This window comes from Methanococcoides mangrovi (assembly GCF_052057775.1).
GTDB lineage: Archaea > Halobacteriota > Methanosarcinia > Methanosarcinales > Methanosarcinaceae > Methanococcoides.
This window is the reverse complement of sequence record NZ_CP195121.1, coordinates 674,220-688,776: the sequence shown is the minus strand read 5'-3', so window position 1 is coordinate 688,776 and position 14,557 is coordinate 674,220. Positions and strand designations below refer to the sequence as shown.

Here is a 14,557-nt window from a genome sequence, read left to right as displayed (position 1 = left end):
TAAAACTCACTCTCTCCCATACTCATCATCGAACCGCACAATGTCATCCTCTCCAACATACTCCCCAAGCTGCACCTCGATGATCTCAAGAGGCAGCTTCCCCGGATTCGACAACCTGTGCCTGATACCGGCCTTGATGAACGTGCTCTCACCCTGCCTGAGGAAATACCTATCACCATCATTCTCAACGCAGGCAATCCCTTCAACAACAACCCAGTGCTCACTCCTGTGATGGTGCATCTGAAGGCTCAGTTTCTTGTGAGGGGAGACAATTATGTTCTTGATCTTATGTCTCTCCGAATTCTCCAGAATGGTGTATGAACCCCATGGCCTGTACACGGTCTGGTGTAGATCTGCGCGTTCATCTTCTCCATCCTTGAGAGCGGACACGACATCCTTCACCTTCTGGCTGCTCTCCCTGGGACAGACAAGCAATGCATCGGGAGTGTCCACAACGACCATGTCATTGACATCTATCATTGATACGATCTTTTTTTGTTTTGAATAGATAAGATTGCCAGTAGAATTGACCAGCATGTCATCGCAATTGTAGATTAAGTTGCCATTTTCGTCCTTCTCGAACTCATTGTAGATCGCATCGAAGTTCCCTAGATCGTTCCATCGATTGTCAATCTTCACAGTTGCCACGTGACCGGACTTTTCCATGATACCATAATCAATCGATATCGATGGCACTTTGCCATAGATCTCTTTAATATTATCTGAACTTTCGAACGCATCGGATACTTCCGGAGCATGTGCTTCCAATTCCTTGAAGAAAACTTCCGTGTCGAAAAGGAACATCCCGCTGTTCCAGAGGCAGCCCTCTTTGATGTATTTTTCAGCAGCCTCTACATCGGGTTTTTCCTTGAACTCCAATACCTTATGTCCGACCCCGAGAACTTCTCCGGGTTTGATGTAGCCGTAGCCTGTTTGGGGCGATGTCGGAGCAATTCCAAAGGTTATCAGGTATTCTGATGCGAGTCCCTCTGCGCTTGCAATTGTTTCCATGGCCTTTGTGTCGAGAACATGATCAGAGGAGAAGATGCCAACAACAGACCTTCCGAACTTCCTGGATATCTCTTTCATACCATAGCATATCGCAGGAAGGGTGTTCTTGCCTGCAGGTTCGAGAAGGAGATTCTCAGCCGGCAGTTCATAACCCAGCTCTTCGATCTGTCCGATAACGAAGAACTTCTGGGATGCATTTGTCACTACGAATATCTCCGAGATATCGGATACTTCGAGGCACCTGAGTACGGTGTCCTGGAAAAGGGAAGTGTCATTTAGCTTTAAGAACTGTTTTGGGTATTTTTCGCGGCTTAAGGGCCACAGACGCGTTCCTGAACCGCCTGCCAGAATAATTGATCTTATGTTCTCAGCTCCGTGATTGGACCATATTTATGAATATATTGATTTTAATCACAATGATGTCTATATTTAGCGTTAATTAATAGAATAACACATATTAAGTTCTTTTGTACTAATGCCCGGGAGAACAAAAATTCAGAAAATAATAAGAAGAACAGTCTCAAAAACGAAAATGAACAGAGATTCCGGAATTGGAAAATCAAAGTGTTTTCAATCATAAAAATTGTTACAAGGGGATGATCCCCAGCAACTGCATAATCCCGAAGTATCCCCACATGACCATCAGATTGTTAACAACAAGGAAAACACCAACAAAAGTGATGAGTCCCCTGACCATCGGCCACATCTCTGAAACCTTCGAGTCTGAAGATGACATGATATCCTTGTAGAACCAATAGACTACAAAGATAAAACCGATCTTCAGTGCAAAGAACGCCCACACACCGAACTCTGCTATTATCAGAGCAAGGAACCCATTCTCCTCAATTCCAATATTGAGAGCCTGAGCTGTTGTGATGAAATCACCAAGTACGTAGAATAGCAGAATGTACCTGATCTCGTAAAGGAAGCTGTTGAACTCCCTGAGAGAATACCAGTTCTGTGTGGAAAGATCATACTGCATAAATAATAGTATCTGTGTACATTGTTATGTATGGTATGTCCACATGAATTCCAATAATGTACACACATTGAATAGAAATACTCACGATTAGCGATTCACTAGCCCATCACTCAAAAAAGAATTGCCATGTAAGCTTATGTAGTAGAATAACAAATGCCATTACATGAAGCAAAACAACAATACGATCGACATATCCACATCACTTTCTGACAACAACTGTGATGCGTACCTGATGATAGGGAACTCGAACAATGCGGACATGTATTATTCGACACACTTCATCGCAGGAGACCCTTTCGCATACATTCAGACAAATCAGGGAGAGGAGATCCTCATTGTCTCCACCATGGAACTGAATAGGGCGAAAATGGAATCCAGGGTTTCCAATGTACATACCATGCAGGAATATGGGTTCATGGAGAAACTGAAAGAGAGGAAGGATGGGGAGCTTGCTTACTGCGACTGTCTTGCCGAACTTTTCCAGCAGAAAGGGGTCAGGCACATAATGGTACCTCACGACTTCCCGCTTTTCACTGCCCAGACACTGAAGGAAGAGGGATTCTCAGTGATTCCTGCGAAGAGCCCTTTCAGGGAAATGAGGAAGATAAAGGACGAGGGGGAGATCGAAAAGATCAGGGCATCCCAGCAGGCCTGCGAAAAGGCAATGGAAGCCGCCATCGGACTGATCGCTGATGCAAGAGTGGAGAACGGGATCCTTTACTCAGGAGAGGAAGCCCTCACCTCGGAGATCCTCCGTGCAGCCATCGAGCACACCCTCCTTGACCATGGATGTGAGGCTGAGAGCACCATTGTTGCATGCGGATTGAAGTCATCCAATCCCCACTGGGAGGGTGAGGGAGAGATCACCGTTGACCAGCCGATCGTCATCGATATATTCCCGCGCAGTAAGAGGAGCCGGTACTTTGCGGACATGACAAGGACCGTGCTCAAGGGAGAGGCTTCGGAAGAACTGAAGAAGATGTACGAGGCAGTGCATGCTGCACAGGAAGCGGCTTTTGCTGTACTGAGACCCGGAGCCCTGTATCGCGAGGTCCATAACGCTGTCTGCGACGAGTTCGAGAAGCGGGGTTACGACACCATCAGGAACAGCTCTGAAGTGGGATTCATACACTCCACCGGACATGGCGTGGGACTGGATATCCATGAGCAGCCTTCAGTGGCCATGCAGGACGGAAAGATCGAGGTCGGGCATGTCGTTACCATCGAACCGGGACTTTACTATCCCGAATTTGGCGGAATTCGCATCGAGGACATGGTTGTGATCACCGAGGACGGATTCGAGAACCTGACAAAAATGGAAAAGGAATTTGTAGTTTAAACTTACTTAAGACCACTATATATCAAAAGCTGGTGCAGACATATGGAAAATAAACTTCATGAGATCGAGGAGATAATCGGCAAGTACAGGAAGGCCGGAGAGATCCTCTCTATAGTGAGAAGCGAGGCAAAGGATAAGATAAAGGTCGGAGCAAGCCTTCTGGAAGTTGCGAACCATGTCGAGCAGAGGACCATCGAGCTCGGAGGATTCCCTGCATTCCCGTGTAACATCTCAAGGAATGAAGAGGCAGCACACGCAACGCCGCTCGCAGGTGATGAGACCGTTTTCGGGGAAGATATTGTAAAGCTCGACCTTGGAGTCCATGTTGACGGATACATCGCAGATGCCGCCCTAACCGTGGACCTCACGAATCAGTATGGAGACCTTGTCAAGGCATCCGAAGCAGCACTGTATGCGGCCATCGACACGGTCAGAAGTGGTGTGAACACAGCTGAACTTGGTGCTGTCATCGAGGACACCATCCATGAATACGGGTTCAGGCCGATTGTCAACCTTACAGGTCACGGTGTCGGACCATACCTTGCACATGTACCACCAAGCATCCCTAACAGGCACATCGATCACGGAGCAGTGCTTGAGACAGGGGACGTCATTGCCATCGAGCCTTTCGCAACGGACGGAGCAGGCGTGATCTCTGACGGATCACTTACCGAGATATTCTCACTGGTCGCTAATAAGCCAATACGTCTGCCTGCTGCAAGGAAGGTTCTGAAAGAGATCGAACAGTACAGGACACTCCCTTTCGCAAGAAGATGGCTCACCTCTGACAAACTCGACTATTCACTCATGCAGCTTGAGAAGGCAGGCATCATCACATCATACCCTGTGCTCAGAGAGATAGAGGGAGGAATGGTCTCCCAGGCAGAGCACACCGTTATTGTCACCGATGACGGCTGTGAGATAACCACCAGATGAAGGTTTTAAAATGAGACCCGCACTGATACTGACATTGGCAGTTGTATGCTTCATGTCTGTCACCCCTGCCTCATCCGCACTTACATGGACCAACAATATCGTCCTGGAAGAGGATGGCATGTCATGGGACTATACTGAAAGCTATAAGGGGCAGGTTGCCACGGCTTACAGGAAGTTTATCGATTCCGAGGTGGGAAATGGTGATGACCACATCAGTGCGTGGGAACTCATGAAAGTGGACCATTTCATAAGGAACAGACTCAGAACAATCCTTGAAGAAGAACTGGACGTCAAATTTGACAGCAGTTCAAAGAAAGTGCATGTCACAGATGTGGATGCCGAGATCGCACTGGACGTACTGGGAAGCACTTCAAAGACGGACGAGATCACAAACAGGTATTTTGTCACCTATGGTTTTGACAGGAACTTCTTTGACATGGGAAGCAGCATGAGCTTTGAAGGGGAACCTGAAACAGAGGTCACCATCACCATGCCCGAGGGTGCAGAGCTGGTATCCTATGATGGCATAAAGATCAGAACCATAGATACGAAGGAGAACAGGACTCAGATCAAAGGCTTCTTTGAAGAGGAAGGGAAGATCACTATTGATTTTACAGGGGATGAGTCCAGAACTGAGACCGAAGGTGACATCGAATCTGAAGATGAGACCGGAACCGAATCAGAGGATGAAAATTAAGGCGATTGAACAACCGGATGAGGAAGCCTGAAAACATTAATATAAAGTGAAAGATTCCTTTTGTTCATGATAATCGAACAGATACCACTTGAAAATGGGACTGCTATCGGACTGAAGTTCGAGATGCAGAACGCCCCACTTCTTGTCATAAAGGCTGACAAGGGATTCGTTATGTGCGGGTACCTCGATACAGAGATCGCAAACAGATTAGGCGATGTTGCGGCAAAGGTGAGAGGTGTCAACACTTTCGAAGATGTGCTCCACGCCGAAGTGCTGGATGTAACAGACCACGCAAAAGCCCTTGGTGTCAAGGCCGGCATGAAGGGACACGAAGCACTTGAACTGATGTTCTGAGAACATCTATTTTTAACATGTTATACGCATTTGAACTCTCAGGCGAGCATGACGATCTGCCACGAGCAGAGGTCCTTGCCTGCCTGGACCTTGTTGAGCTTGACTACAAAGAGAGTGACTACTTCGACCAGTGCCTTGTGGTGGATATTGAAGGTGCCACGAGGGAAGTTGAAAACAAACTCGACTACGTGGCAGAACGCGTTGCAATGGCACACCACATTCTGAAGGTCATTGAGGTCTGCCCTGCCGAGGAGGAAGCCATTCTTGAGGTCGCTGAAAAGGTCGATGTATCCGAACACATCAACAGCGACCAGAAATACGTTGTGCGGGCAAAGCGCATCAAGCACAATTCCACCATCGTATGTGCTGATATGGAAAGACGTGTGGGCGGTGCCATCTACAGGAAAGGCTTCAATGCCAACCTGAAACACCCGGATATTGAGTTCAGGCTTATCCTTTCAGAGAAATGTGTCTTCGGCTCGGTCATCGCTTCAGTTGACCGCAGTGCCTACGAAGCACGCGCTCCCCACAAGAAGCCGTTCTTCTACCCCGGAGTTCTCAGGCCGCGTGTAGCACGCGCACTTGTGAACATGGCCATGGTCAAAGAGAAGGACGTTGTGTTCGATCCGTTCTGCGGTACCGCAGGGATACTTGTGGAAGCAGGACTTGTAGGGGCGAGGGTCATCGGACTGGAGGTCCGTTACAAGATAGCCGTCGGTGCACATATGAACCTTCAGTACTTCAACACCGATCACACCATGATGCTGGGAGATGCGTGCAGGGTTCCTCTTGTGGACGCATCTGTTGACGTTGTCATTGCAGACCCTCCATACGGCCGCTCGGCCAGAATTGAAGCAGAGTCGATCCATCATCTGTACGAAGAATCATTCGCTGAGATGTACAGAGTGCTGAAACCGGGAGGAAGAGCAATAATCGTCTCAGAAATGGACATCTCAGGGTTTGTCAGGGATGCTGGCTTTACCACCAGAGCTCAGTACCTGCAGAGAGTGCACAAGAGCCTGACAAGGAAGATAACCGTGCTTCAAAAGCCCGAATGAGCAAGTTCAATTTTTAAAGGTATCACAATAATTACAGGCCACTACGATCACAGGCATCATTTACGATTGTTGTCCTGTATCAGATACCAGTAAGCTGAAAGTTCCCTGTCATAGTGGTCACGGTTCCCGAACCTGGAATCAATAATCTTCCAGAAACGCGGGCTATGCTTCAATTCGATAAGGTGTGCCATTTCATGAAACACCACAAACTCCACGAGGTGCCCGGGGAGGTAGATCAAATGCCTGTTGAAGTTCAACCTGCCTGCAGAACTGCAGCTACCCCACTTAGTTCTCATTTTCCTGAATGTCACTTTCTCAGGGCTCACGCCAAGCTCTTCTGCGATACTGCCAGTAAAAGACAGAACGAGGTCCTGGAATTCAGTATCTGACCTCTCAACAAGCTTTTTGGAAGAAGCATTCTCAATGGTTGCAATTGAACTGGTATAACGCCTGTAGACCCACAGTTTATGTCTGAGGATAAGTCCTTCATGATCCGGAAAATCTTTCGGTACGACAACGTTAAGCTTTCCTGAGCGGAATTCCAGTCGTGCCCGCTTCACCTTGCGATGGGTAAGACTGTAAGGGATCTCAACTCCATTGATCCCGATGAAATGTTCCTGATTCATATATCATCTGAAGGCGGGACCACCGGCAGGAGATGCTCCAGTACATCGGCCATCACCCGGTAGCGCACGAGATGTTCATGGACACGCTCATGAGCCCTGCGTATGGCATACCCGTCCTCGACCCATTCAATTGGTATCGGGTAACTGACATCCATGAAAACAAGACCATACGAATGTGCCGATTCCAGGCCTTCCTCATAGGAATCGGGATCGAGCATCTGCTCCAGCCACTCCTCATCACGGACACCGCTTCCGACCATCATCAATGCGGTCACGATCTTGCGGACCATGTTCCAGAGAAAACTGTTCGCCTCAACATCTATGCGTGTCAGGTTCCCGCTTACCCTTACATCTATACGTTCAACTGTCCTGACCGTTGCCCTGCCCGGCTCATTGGTACAGAAGTTCGAAAAATCGTGGGTACCCAGCAGGAGCTTTGAAGCAGAACGGATCCGGGAGATATCGTATTGCTCCCCGCACATGATATAGCGGTAACTCCTGCTTACAGCATGCCTGCGGGGATCGAAGTTGTCCGGCACCACAGCATGGGCCCATGTCCAGATGGTCCCCGGAAGCTTAGAATTGATAACACGCGGAATAGCAAGGTTTGGTACATCGGTGTCGAAAGCAACTACCTGGCCCATGGCATGAACTCCGGCATCCGTACGTCCGGAACTGATAAAATTAGCTGACTTTGGATCCTCAATGATCTTTAGCTCTTTCAGTGCTTTGAACAGCTCACCCTCTATGGTAGGTACCTGAGGCTGAACCTGCGAGCCATGGTAATTAGATCCGACATATGCAATTTTGAGCGCAACTCTCATAGGATCACTGCTGCCACTTATGGAACTCTATCTATAATATAGTTACCATATTTTCACACATATCCGACCTTATTGAATAACAGTAAGAATATATTTTATTGATATGCAGCAAAGGTGAACAATAGTGACATATAGACCACAAGTTTAAATAATAGATGATACAATCTAGTCTAAATTTTTGAGGCGAAACTATGATATCAAAACAACAGATCTCTGAGATAATAAGCAAGTACGATCATGAAGATCTTGCTATTGCAACCGTCTGCTCACACTCAAGCCTCCAGATATTCGATGGAGCCCGTAAAGAAGGTTTGAAGACGATAGGGATTTGTGTAGGCCAGCCTCCACGTTTTTATGATGCTTTCCCAAAAGCAAAACCTGACGAATATATCGTTGTTGAGGATTATTCCGACATTCCGAAGATAGCACAGGAACTTGTCGAGAAGAATGCTATCATAATACCTCACGGTTCATTTGTAGAATATATGGGTGCTAAGAACTTCGCAGAACTTCCAGTCCCGACCTTTGGCAACAGAGCTGTCCTTGAATGGGAATCGGACAGGGACAAGGAAAGGGAGTGGCTCGAAGGGGCTGGGATACACATGCCTAAAGTGATCGAACCTGAAAAGATAGACGGCCCTGTCATGGTAAAGTACCATGGAGCAAAAGGCGGACGCGGGTTCTTTGTGGCAAAGACCTATGAGGAGTTCAAGGCAAATATCGACCCTGACGAGAAGTACACCGTACAGGAGTTCATTGTAGGTACCAGGTATTATCTTCACTACTTCTACTCCCCGATAAGGGAAGAAGGCTACACATTAAGCAACGGTATACTTGAGATGCTCAGCATGGACCGCAGGGTAGAGTCCAATGCAGATGAGATCTTCAGGCTTGGTTCTCCACGTGAACTCGAAGATGCAGGCATCCACCCGACATATGTAGTTACCGGAAACGTCCCACTCGTTGCAAGGGAATCACTTCTCCCACGCATATTCTCACTTGGAGAAAAGGTAGTAGAGCGCTCTCTTGACCTCTTTGGTGGTATGATCGGACCATTCTGCCTTGAGACCGTATTCACAGACAAGCTTGAGATAAAGGTATTCGAGATATCCGCACGTATCGTGGCCGGTACAAATATCTACACCTCAGGATCACCATATTCCGACCTTATAGAGCCGGACCTTTCAACAGGAAAGAGGATCGCACAGGAGATCAAGCTTGCAGCAAAACTGGGCAAGCTTGACATGATCGTATCATAAGAAGGCTTCAAGCCTCCTTATCTCATCATTTTTGTCTGTGGTCACTTTTTGACATCACCGTGAGACCGGTGACAGACCTTTTTGTTTTCGATCGGAACGAAGCAATACATCCTGCGAGATGTATTGCAACCATTTGTATACAAAGCTCAGGCTTACTCAGACTCCTGCTTTGCCACATCAGAGATCTGACCGATAAGTTCAGAGGTCTCGTTCATGAGCTCAACGGTCCTTTCAATGGCTTCGAAATCGATCTCCTGAGAGCTGGATTCAACGAACTCCCCGAACTCATAGGAGCGCTGCAGAAAGTCCCTGTACTCGTTTGCAATGCTCTCTACAGAAGAGGATAAAGTAAATTCTTCAAGCTCCTCAAGGTATCTTTCAGAATCTTCCCTGAGCTTTATGCCACTCTCCCTTATCATGACCTCATCTCTTTCGGAAGATGCGAACTTGATCGCTTCGTAGTCATCCAGGATAACCTCTGCAGAATCTGAGGCCCAGTTCAGGAAATCTATGTTTTCCATTGTCTGTGATACCGAACCTTCAATATCGTTCACACCATTCTCAATATCTTCACAACCTGTCACTGACAATGAAAAGAGCAGGATCAGCAATACAACAACATTTCGATAAAAGATCAGTTTCATGATACATTTCCGGACATTTCAATAAAGGATATAGAGATATAATTTCAGCAATACATTCAGGCAGTTATCGACATATAAGTATTGAGCAGCAACTGTACAACAAGCATCCCCAGAAGAGCCGCAAACGGTACAGTAAGGTTGTCATGCCTGTCGGAGCGGGATTCCACATACATGCCTGCAACGGCACCTGCAAGAGATAACGTACCTGCGAAGGGCAGGCTGCAGATCGTTGCCCCGATAATGCCTGCAGCAGTTCCTTCGAGGGTCTTCGAGGAACCAACATAGCACATTTTCCCATGAACTCCCACAATCGTGCCCAGGCCATCCCCAACTGCAAGGACAACGATGGAAGCATAGCATATGCCTTCATCCAGCCTGTATGATAACAACAAAAGTGAAAGTATGGAGAACAGATAAAGAAGAGGCTCAATAGCAAAACTCCGGTACTCGTTCTTTCTCCACAGGAGGCTGAAAAATGAGTGAGACCTTATTTTTGGTTTTATCAGCTCAGTGAAGAGAAAGAGAGCGATCAGGAACATGATAAGACCCACCGCGACATCCTTTCCCGAATAGATCGCCAGAAGCGGAAAAAGGACACCGGAAAGATGAACCAGCTTCCTGAGCGGCAGGTATGAAAGGTATCTCGGGACATTACATACGAACTTGTTCAGCACCATTTGTTCACCGGTGAAAAATCATATATGCATAGTTATTGATTAGAACTCAATGATAAACCTAAAGGATGACATTCAGGCCGGAGTGGTCAAAAAACGATATATACTCGGCAGACGGGATGAAAATGAGGAAGGAGTGCTGGATATCGGCAGGTATCTTGCACTTGACAGGTCCTCAGGTTCACATGTTGCTATTGATGCACTAAAACCACACGCCATCCTGATATGCGGCAAAAGGGGATACGGGAAATCATATACCATGGGAACCCTAATTGAGGAACTCTCGCTCTTACCGGATGATATCAGGCAGAACCTTGCATCCCTGGTCATCGATACAATGGGAATATTCTGGACCCTTGGCAGAGGGAACGATCCTCAGGCAGAACTGCTGGAGGAATGGAACATGGAGCCTGCAGGTTTTGATGCAGATGTATTTGTCCCCGGAGGTCATGTTGATGAATATATAGAGAGGCATATCGAGGTAAAACCCTTCTCCATACCTGTGGCGGATCTGCATGGCTACGACTGGTGCGAACTGTTCAACATCAGAACGACATCCCCGCCGGGAGTTCTTCTGGTCAGGATAATAGAGGAGATGAGGGTAAATGATGAGAACTTCTCCTTCGGAGATATCATTGAAAGGATAAACACGGACGACAGGTCCGATGATATCACAAAGATGGCCGCAGAGAACTATCTTAGGACGGCAGCCTCATGGGGAGTATTTGAAAAGGATGCCTCCGGCATTTCCGAACTGATCCGGAAGGAATGCACATCCGTCCTCGATGTGAGCAGTATTGAAGACAAAGTCGTGAGATCCGCAGTTGTCGGGATCATTTCCAGGGACATCTACAACAGACGGCTTAAGGAGAGGCGCTCCTACGAGAGGATGACCATGGGTGATGAGGATATTGAACAGAAGATGCCAATGGTCTGGATGTTCATCGATGAGGCACACCTTTTCGTACCTTCTCAGGGAGAGACGCTGGCATCGGACGTCCTGATCAATGAATGGGTTCGACAGGGGAGACAGCCGGGACTGTCAATAATATTTGCCACCCAGAGACCGGCAGCTCTGCATCCGGACATAATCTCCCAGTCCGATATTGTGATATGCCACAGGCTTACCGCAAGAGATGATATTGAAGCACTGGAAGCGATCCGCCCCACATACATGAAAGAGAACATCGGCGATGCCATCAGGAAAATGGGACTTGAAAGAGGAATAGCATTCGTTGTGGATGACACTTCCGAGAGCACACACCTTGTGAAGATCAGGCCAAGATATAGCTGGCATGGCGGAAATGAACCAATTGCATTGAATGAAAGGAGATGAGACAAATGGATATGAAGAAAAGCGCTGACATGGTGATCAACACCTGCATGGGTGCAAAGAAAGGAGAGACTGTGCTTATAGTTACCGATACATGTACTGATGAGACGATACCGAAAGCATTGTATGCCTCTGCAGTGGAAGCCGGATGTGAAGCGTTGTTGCTCACAATGGAACCAAGGGCACAGCATGGTGCCGAACCACCTGCACTTGTTGCGGAGGCCATGAAGAACGCCGATGTCCTGCTTGCTCCGGCATCAAAATCACTGACCCATACAAAAGCACGTAAAAATGCATCCGAGAACGGCACAAGGACTGCCACCATGCCGGGGATCACCGTTGGCATGATGAAGGAAGGCGGGCTGAATGCGGATTATGAGAAAATAAGCAAACTGGCCGATGAGCTGCTTGAGACCCTTAAAGGATCAAAGGAAGTTCGTATTACCACAGAACTTGGAACCGACCTCGTCATTGATGTCGAAGGCGCGGAATGGCTGGCAGACACCGGTATGTGCCAGAAGAATGGACAGACCAGCAACCTTCCGGCAGGTGAGATGTACATTGCACCTAAGAACGTGAACGGAAAAGCTGTGATCGACGGGTCAATGGGAGGGATAGGACTGCTTGAGAAACCATTGATCATCGAGATCCGGGATCGTAAGGCTGTGAGCTTTGAAGGGGAAGGGGCTGAAAAACTTGAAGAGATGGTGGACAAAGTGGGGACTGACGGACGTAACATCGCCGAGCTCGGGATCGGTATCAACTCCAACGCAATGCTCATCGGAGTTATCCTTGAGGATGAGAAGGTCGGAGGGACCATACACATTGCGCTGGGAGACAATTCCACATTCGGAGGAGATGTATCCGTTGACCTCCATCTGGACGGGATAATCAGGAATCCAAAAGTGGTTGTGGATGGGACAGACATGAATGTAGGGCGTTTTGCCTGAGTTATTCCGGAAGTGTGACCGAGATATATATTGACACGGAAATATTTTTCCGGTAGAAAGTACTTAAATAACTGAAAGCTATTATCAGAGCAAAGAATTCACGATCATTTGAAAAATCACCGGTGATTATAATGAAAGGAAGAGTATGGAAATTCGGAGATGACGTTGACACTGATGCCGTCATCCCTGGAAGATACCTCGTGATGAACACTCCCGAGGAACTTGCCCCGTATGCTTTTATCGGGGTACGCCCGGAATTTGCCGAGAACGTAAAGGAGAACGACATCATTGTTGCAGGTAACAACTTCGGATGTGGGTCCTCAAGGGAACATGCACCTATCGCCCTTAAGGGAACAAAGATAGGATGTGTTATCGCAAAGTCATTTGCAAGGATCTTCTTCAGGAATGCCATCAACATCGGAGTTGCGCTCCTTGAGTGCCCTGACACCGACAAGATCGATGACGGGGATGAGATCTCCGTAGACTTTGAATCCGGTACCATCGAGAACCTCACAAAAGGCGAGAAGTACCAGGCTACACCCTTACCTGATTTTGTCCGCGGTATCGTAGATGCCGGCGGTTTAAAGGAATACACAAGGAAGATCATTGATTGATCTTACCTTTTCCTTTTTGTTCTTACGTTCGATACCTATCGACGTTCACTCTAACTACTGAATACTGAAAAATATCAAAAACTAAACCTGAAATACCAATTGGAGGAAATTTATGGCACAATATAAAGTACCAGTCCTGCCTGGTGACGGTATCGGCCCTGAGATCATAGCTGAGGGTAAAAAGGTCATCGACGCAGCTGGAGAGAAGTTCGGATTCGATGTTGACTGGATAGAGTTCCCACACGGTGCAGACCACTATCTTGAGACAGGCGAACTGATATCCGAAGATTCACTTAAAGAGCTTTCAGCCTACGAGGCGATCTATCTCGGTTCTATCGGAGATGACAGGATCGCACCGGGCGTACTTGAGAAAGGTATCCTTCTCGCTGCAAGGTTCTATTTCGACCAGTACATCAACCTGCGTCCTATCAAACTTCTGGAAGGCGTATGGTGCCCGCTCAAGGACAAGACACCTGCAGACATCGATTTCGTTGTTGTCAGGGAGAACACCGAGGACTTCTACATCGGTATCGGCGGACGCGCACATTCCGGCATGAGCAAGGACCTGCTTGAGGTCAACAGGACACTCTACAACGCAAAGTTCGGACTTGACATCGAGACCGACAGCGAGGAGATCGCATACCAGATCGGTATGATCTCAAAGGAAGGCACACAGAGGGTCATGGAGTACTCCTTCGACCTTGCAGAGAAGAGGAACAAGCACGTTTCATCCGTTGACAAGGCAAACGTCCTTTCAGACATCTACGGATTCTGGAGAGAGGAATTCAACGCAATTGCTGAGAAGCACCCTGATGTCAAGACAGACTTCAACTTTGTTGACGCTATCACCATGTGGTTCGTCAAGAACCCGGAGTGGTTCGACGTTGTCGTTACCCCTAACATGTTCGGTGACATCATAACTGACCTTGGCGCAATGGTACAGGGCGGTCTCGGACTCGCACCTGGTGGAAACATCAACCCGAACGGTACCAGCATGTTCGAGCCAATCCACGGTTCAGCACCAAAGTACAAGGGCCAGAACAAGGTCAACCCTATCGCAACCATCTGGGCAGGCGCAATGCTCATCGAACAGCTCGGTGAGAAGGAAGCTGCAGACTCCATCGTCTCTGCTATCGAGCAGAACATCAAGGAAGCAAAGGTCCAGACCTACGACATGGGCGGCAGCAACACCACATCCGATGTTGGTGACGACATCGCAAGGATCCTGCTCGGGCAGTAAATCTAACCGACCGGAT

The 14,557-nt window shown here is 47.8% G+C and carries 16 protein-coding genes; 10 read left to right on the top strand and 6 right to left on the bottom strand.

Annotated features, from left to right (window positions below):
* Window positions 1–6: 6 nt before the first annotated feature.
* Both ACR3I3_RS03455 and ACR3I3_RS03450 read right to left on the bottom strand, forming a co-directional pair.
* Window positions 7–1,374, bottom strand: a complete 1,368-nt coding sequence (locus ACR3I3_RS03455; RefSeq protein ID WP_440953737.1) for a mannose-1-phosphate guanylyltransferase/mannose-6-phosphate isomerase — start codon at window positions 1,372–1,374, stop codon at window positions 7–9.
* A gap of 223 nt (window positions 1,375–1,597) precedes the next feature.
* The gene (locus ACR3I3_RS03450) at window positions 1,598–1,993 is read right to left on the bottom strand and encodes a hypothetical protein (RefSeq protein WP_440953179.1); all 396 of its coding nucleotides are present in this window, start codon (window positions 1,991–1,993) and stop codon (window positions 1,598–1,600) included.
* 163 nt (window positions 1,994–2,156) lie between these two features.
* On the opposite strand from ACR3I3_RS03450, the gene ACR3I3_RS03445 reads away from it, so the two are divergent.
* The 5 genes from ACR3I3_RS03445 to ACR3I3_RS03425 all read left to right on the top strand — a co-directional run bounded on the left by ACR3I3_RS03445 (window position 2,157) and on the right by ACR3I3_RS03425 (window position 6,377).
* A complete protein-coding gene (locus ACR3I3_RS03445; protein ID WP_440953178.1) occupies window positions 2,157–3,332 on the top strand; it encodes a M24 family metallopeptidase in 1,176 nt (391 codons plus the stop codon).
* A 42-nt stretch (window positions 3,333–3,374) separates the two neighbouring features.
* Window positions 3,375–4,268 carry a type II methionyl aminopeptidase gene (map, locus tag ACR3I3_RS03440; protein WP_440953177.1) on the top strand — a complete coding sequence of 298 codons (894 nt, stop codon included), beginning with the start codon at window positions 3,375–3,377 and terminating at the stop codon, window positions 4,266–4,268.
* A 10-nt stretch (window positions 4,269–4,278) separates the two neighbouring features.
* On the top strand, window positions 4,279–4,965 hold the full coding sequence (locus tag ACR3I3_RS03435) for a hypothetical protein (protein WP_440953176.1): 687 nt from the start codon (window positions 4,279–4,281) through the stop codon (window positions 4,963–4,965).
* A 66-nt stretch (window positions 4,966–5,031) separates the two neighbouring features.
* Window positions 5,032–5,319 (top strand): YunC family protein, encoded by a 288-nt coding sequence (locus tag ACR3I3_RS03430; protein ID WP_440953175.1) that lies wholly within the window; start codon window positions 5,032–5,034, stop codon window positions 5,317–5,319.
* A gap of 17 nt (window positions 5,320–5,336) precedes the next feature.
* Window positions 5,337–6,377, top strand: coding sequence for a methyltransferase domain-containing protein (locus ACR3I3_RS03425; RefSeq protein ID WP_440953174.1), 1,041 nt, complete (start codon window positions 5,337–5,339; stop codon window positions 6,375–6,377).
* Window positions 6,378–6,433: 56 nt separating this feature from the next.
* Here the strand turns inward: ACR3I3_RS03425 and ACR3I3_RS03420 are convergent, their stop codons facing one another.
* On the bottom strand, window positions 6,434–7,003 hold the full coding sequence (locus ACR3I3_RS03420) for a M48 family metallopeptidase (RefSeq protein WP_440953173.1): 570 nt from the start codon (window positions 7,001–7,003) through the stop codon (window positions 6,434–6,436).
* Entirely contained in the window at window positions 7,000–7,827 is an 828-nt protein-coding gene (gene truA / locus ACR3I3_RS03415; RefSeq protein WP_440953172.1) for a tRNA pseudouridine(38-40) synthase TruA, read from the bottom strand. The genes ACR3I3_RS03420 and truA overlap by 4 nt, the downstream gene beginning before the upstream one ends.
* 191 nt (window positions 7,828–8,018) lie before the next feature.
* Here truA and ACR3I3_RS03410 point away from each other — a divergent pair, with 191 nt between their 5' ends.
* Entirely contained in the window at window positions 8,019–9,086 is a 1,068-nt protein-coding gene (locus tag ACR3I3_RS03410; RefSeq protein ID WP_440953171.1) for a formate--phosphoribosylaminoimidazolecarboxamide ligase, read from the top strand.
* Window positions 9,087–9,238: 152 nt separating this feature from the next.
* On the opposite strand, the gene ACR3I3_RS03405 is transcribed toward ACR3I3_RS03410, so the two are convergent.
* Both ACR3I3_RS03405 and ACR3I3_RS03400 read right to left on the bottom strand, forming a co-directional pair.
* Complete coding sequence (locus tag ACR3I3_RS03405; RefSeq protein WP_440953170.1) at window positions 9,239–9,730, bottom strand: hypothetical protein; 492 nt, start codon at window positions 9,728–9,730, stop codon at window positions 9,239–9,241.
* Between the two features lie 56 nt (window positions 9,731–9,786).
* Window positions 9,787–10,407, bottom strand: a complete 621-nt coding sequence (locus tag ACR3I3_RS03400; protein ID WP_440953169.1) for a hypothetical protein — start codon at window positions 10,405–10,407, stop codon at window positions 9,787–9,789.
* A 49-nt stretch (window positions 10,408–10,456) separates the two neighbouring features.
* On the opposite strand from ACR3I3_RS03400, the gene ACR3I3_RS03395 reads away from it, so the two are divergent.
* The 4 genes from ACR3I3_RS03395 to ACR3I3_RS03380 all read left to right on the top strand — a co-directional run bounded on the left by ACR3I3_RS03395 (window position 10,457) and on the right by ACR3I3_RS03380 (window position 14,541).
* Window positions 10,457–11,740, top strand: a complete 1,284-nt coding sequence (locus ACR3I3_RS03395) for an ATP-binding protein (RefSeq protein ID WP_440953168.1) — start codon at window positions 10,457–10,459, stop codon at window positions 11,738–11,740.
* Between the two features lie 5 nt (window positions 11,741–11,745).
* Complete coding sequence (locus ACR3I3_RS03390) at window positions 11,746–12,687, top strand: aminopeptidase (protein WP_440953167.1); 942 nt, start codon at window positions 11,746–11,748, stop codon at window positions 12,685–12,687.
* Between the two features lie 131 nt (window positions 12,688–12,818).
* On the top strand, window positions 12,819–13,301 hold the full coding sequence (locus tag ACR3I3_RS03385; RefSeq protein ID WP_440953166.1) for a 3-isopropylmalate dehydratase small subunit: 483 nt from the start codon (window positions 12,819–12,821) through the stop codon (window positions 13,299–13,301).
* Window positions 13,302–13,413: 112 nt separating this feature from the next.
* Window positions 13,414–14,541 carry an isocitrate/isopropylmalate dehydrogenase family protein gene (locus ACR3I3_RS03380; protein ID WP_440953165.1) on the top strand — a complete coding sequence of 376 codons (1,128 nt, stop codon included), beginning with the start codon at window positions 13,414–13,416 and terminating at the stop codon, window positions 14,539–14,541.
* Window positions 14,542–14,557: the final 16 nt, after the last annotated feature.

Bases quoted from the DNA above. Each gene is read 5' to 3' on its own strand.
- ACR3I3_RS03450 (WP_440953179.1), bottom strand. From the start codon at position 1,993: ATGCAGTATGATCTTTCCACACAGAACTGGTATTCTCTCAGGGAGTTC.
- ACR3I3_RS03445 (WP_440953178.1), top strand. From the start codon at position 2,157: ATGAAGCAAAACAACAATACGATCGACATATCCACATCACTTTCTGAC.
- map (WP_440953177.1), top strand. From the start codon at position 3,375: ATGGAAAATAAACTTCATGAGATCGAGGAGATAATCGGCAAGTACAGG.
- ACR3I3_RS03435 (WP_440953176.1), top strand. From the start codon at position 4,279: ATGAGACCCGCACTGATACTGACATTGGCAGTTGTATGCTTCATGTCT.
- ACR3I3_RS03430 (WP_440953175.1), top strand. From the start codon at position 5,032: ATGATAATCGAACAGATACCACTTGAAAATGGGACTGCTATCGGACTG.
- ACR3I3_RS03425 (WP_440953174.1), top strand. From the start codon at position 5,337: ATGTTATACGCATTTGAACTCTCAGGCGAGCATGACGATCTGCCACGA.
- ACR3I3_RS03420 (WP_440953173.1), bottom strand. From the start codon at position 7,003: ATGAATCAGGAACATTTCATCGGGATCAATGGAGTTGAGATCCCTTAC.
- truA (WP_440953172.1), bottom strand. From the start codon at position 7,827: ATGAGAGTTGCGCTCAAAATTGCATATGTCGGATCTAATTACCATGGC.
- ACR3I3_RS03410 (WP_440953171.1), top strand. From the start codon at position 8,019: ATGATATCAAAACAACAGATCTCTGAGATAATAAGCAAGTACGATCAT.
- ACR3I3_RS03405 (WP_440953170.1), bottom strand. From the start codon at position 9,730: ATGAAACTGATCTTTTATCGAAATGTTGTTGTATTGCTGATCCTGCTC.
- ACR3I3_RS03400 (WP_440953169.1), bottom strand. From the start codon at position 10,407: ATGGTGCTGAACAAGTTCGTATGTAATGTCCCGAGATACCTTTCATAC.
- ACR3I3_RS03395 (WP_440953168.1), top strand. From the start codon at position 10,457: ATGATAAACCTAAAGGATGACATTCAGGCCGGAGTGGTCAAAAAACGA.
- ACR3I3_RS03390 (WP_440953167.1), top strand. From the start codon at position 11,746: ATGGATATGAAGAAAAGCGCTGACATGGTGATCAACACCTGCATGGGT.
- ACR3I3_RS03385 (WP_440953166.1), top strand. From the start codon at position 12,819: ATGAAAGGAAGAGTATGGAAATTCGGAGATGACGTTGACACTGATGCC.
- ACR3I3_RS03380 (WP_440953165.1), top strand. From the start codon at position 13,414: ATGGCACAATATAAAGTACCAGTCCTGCCTGGTGACGGTATCGGCCCT.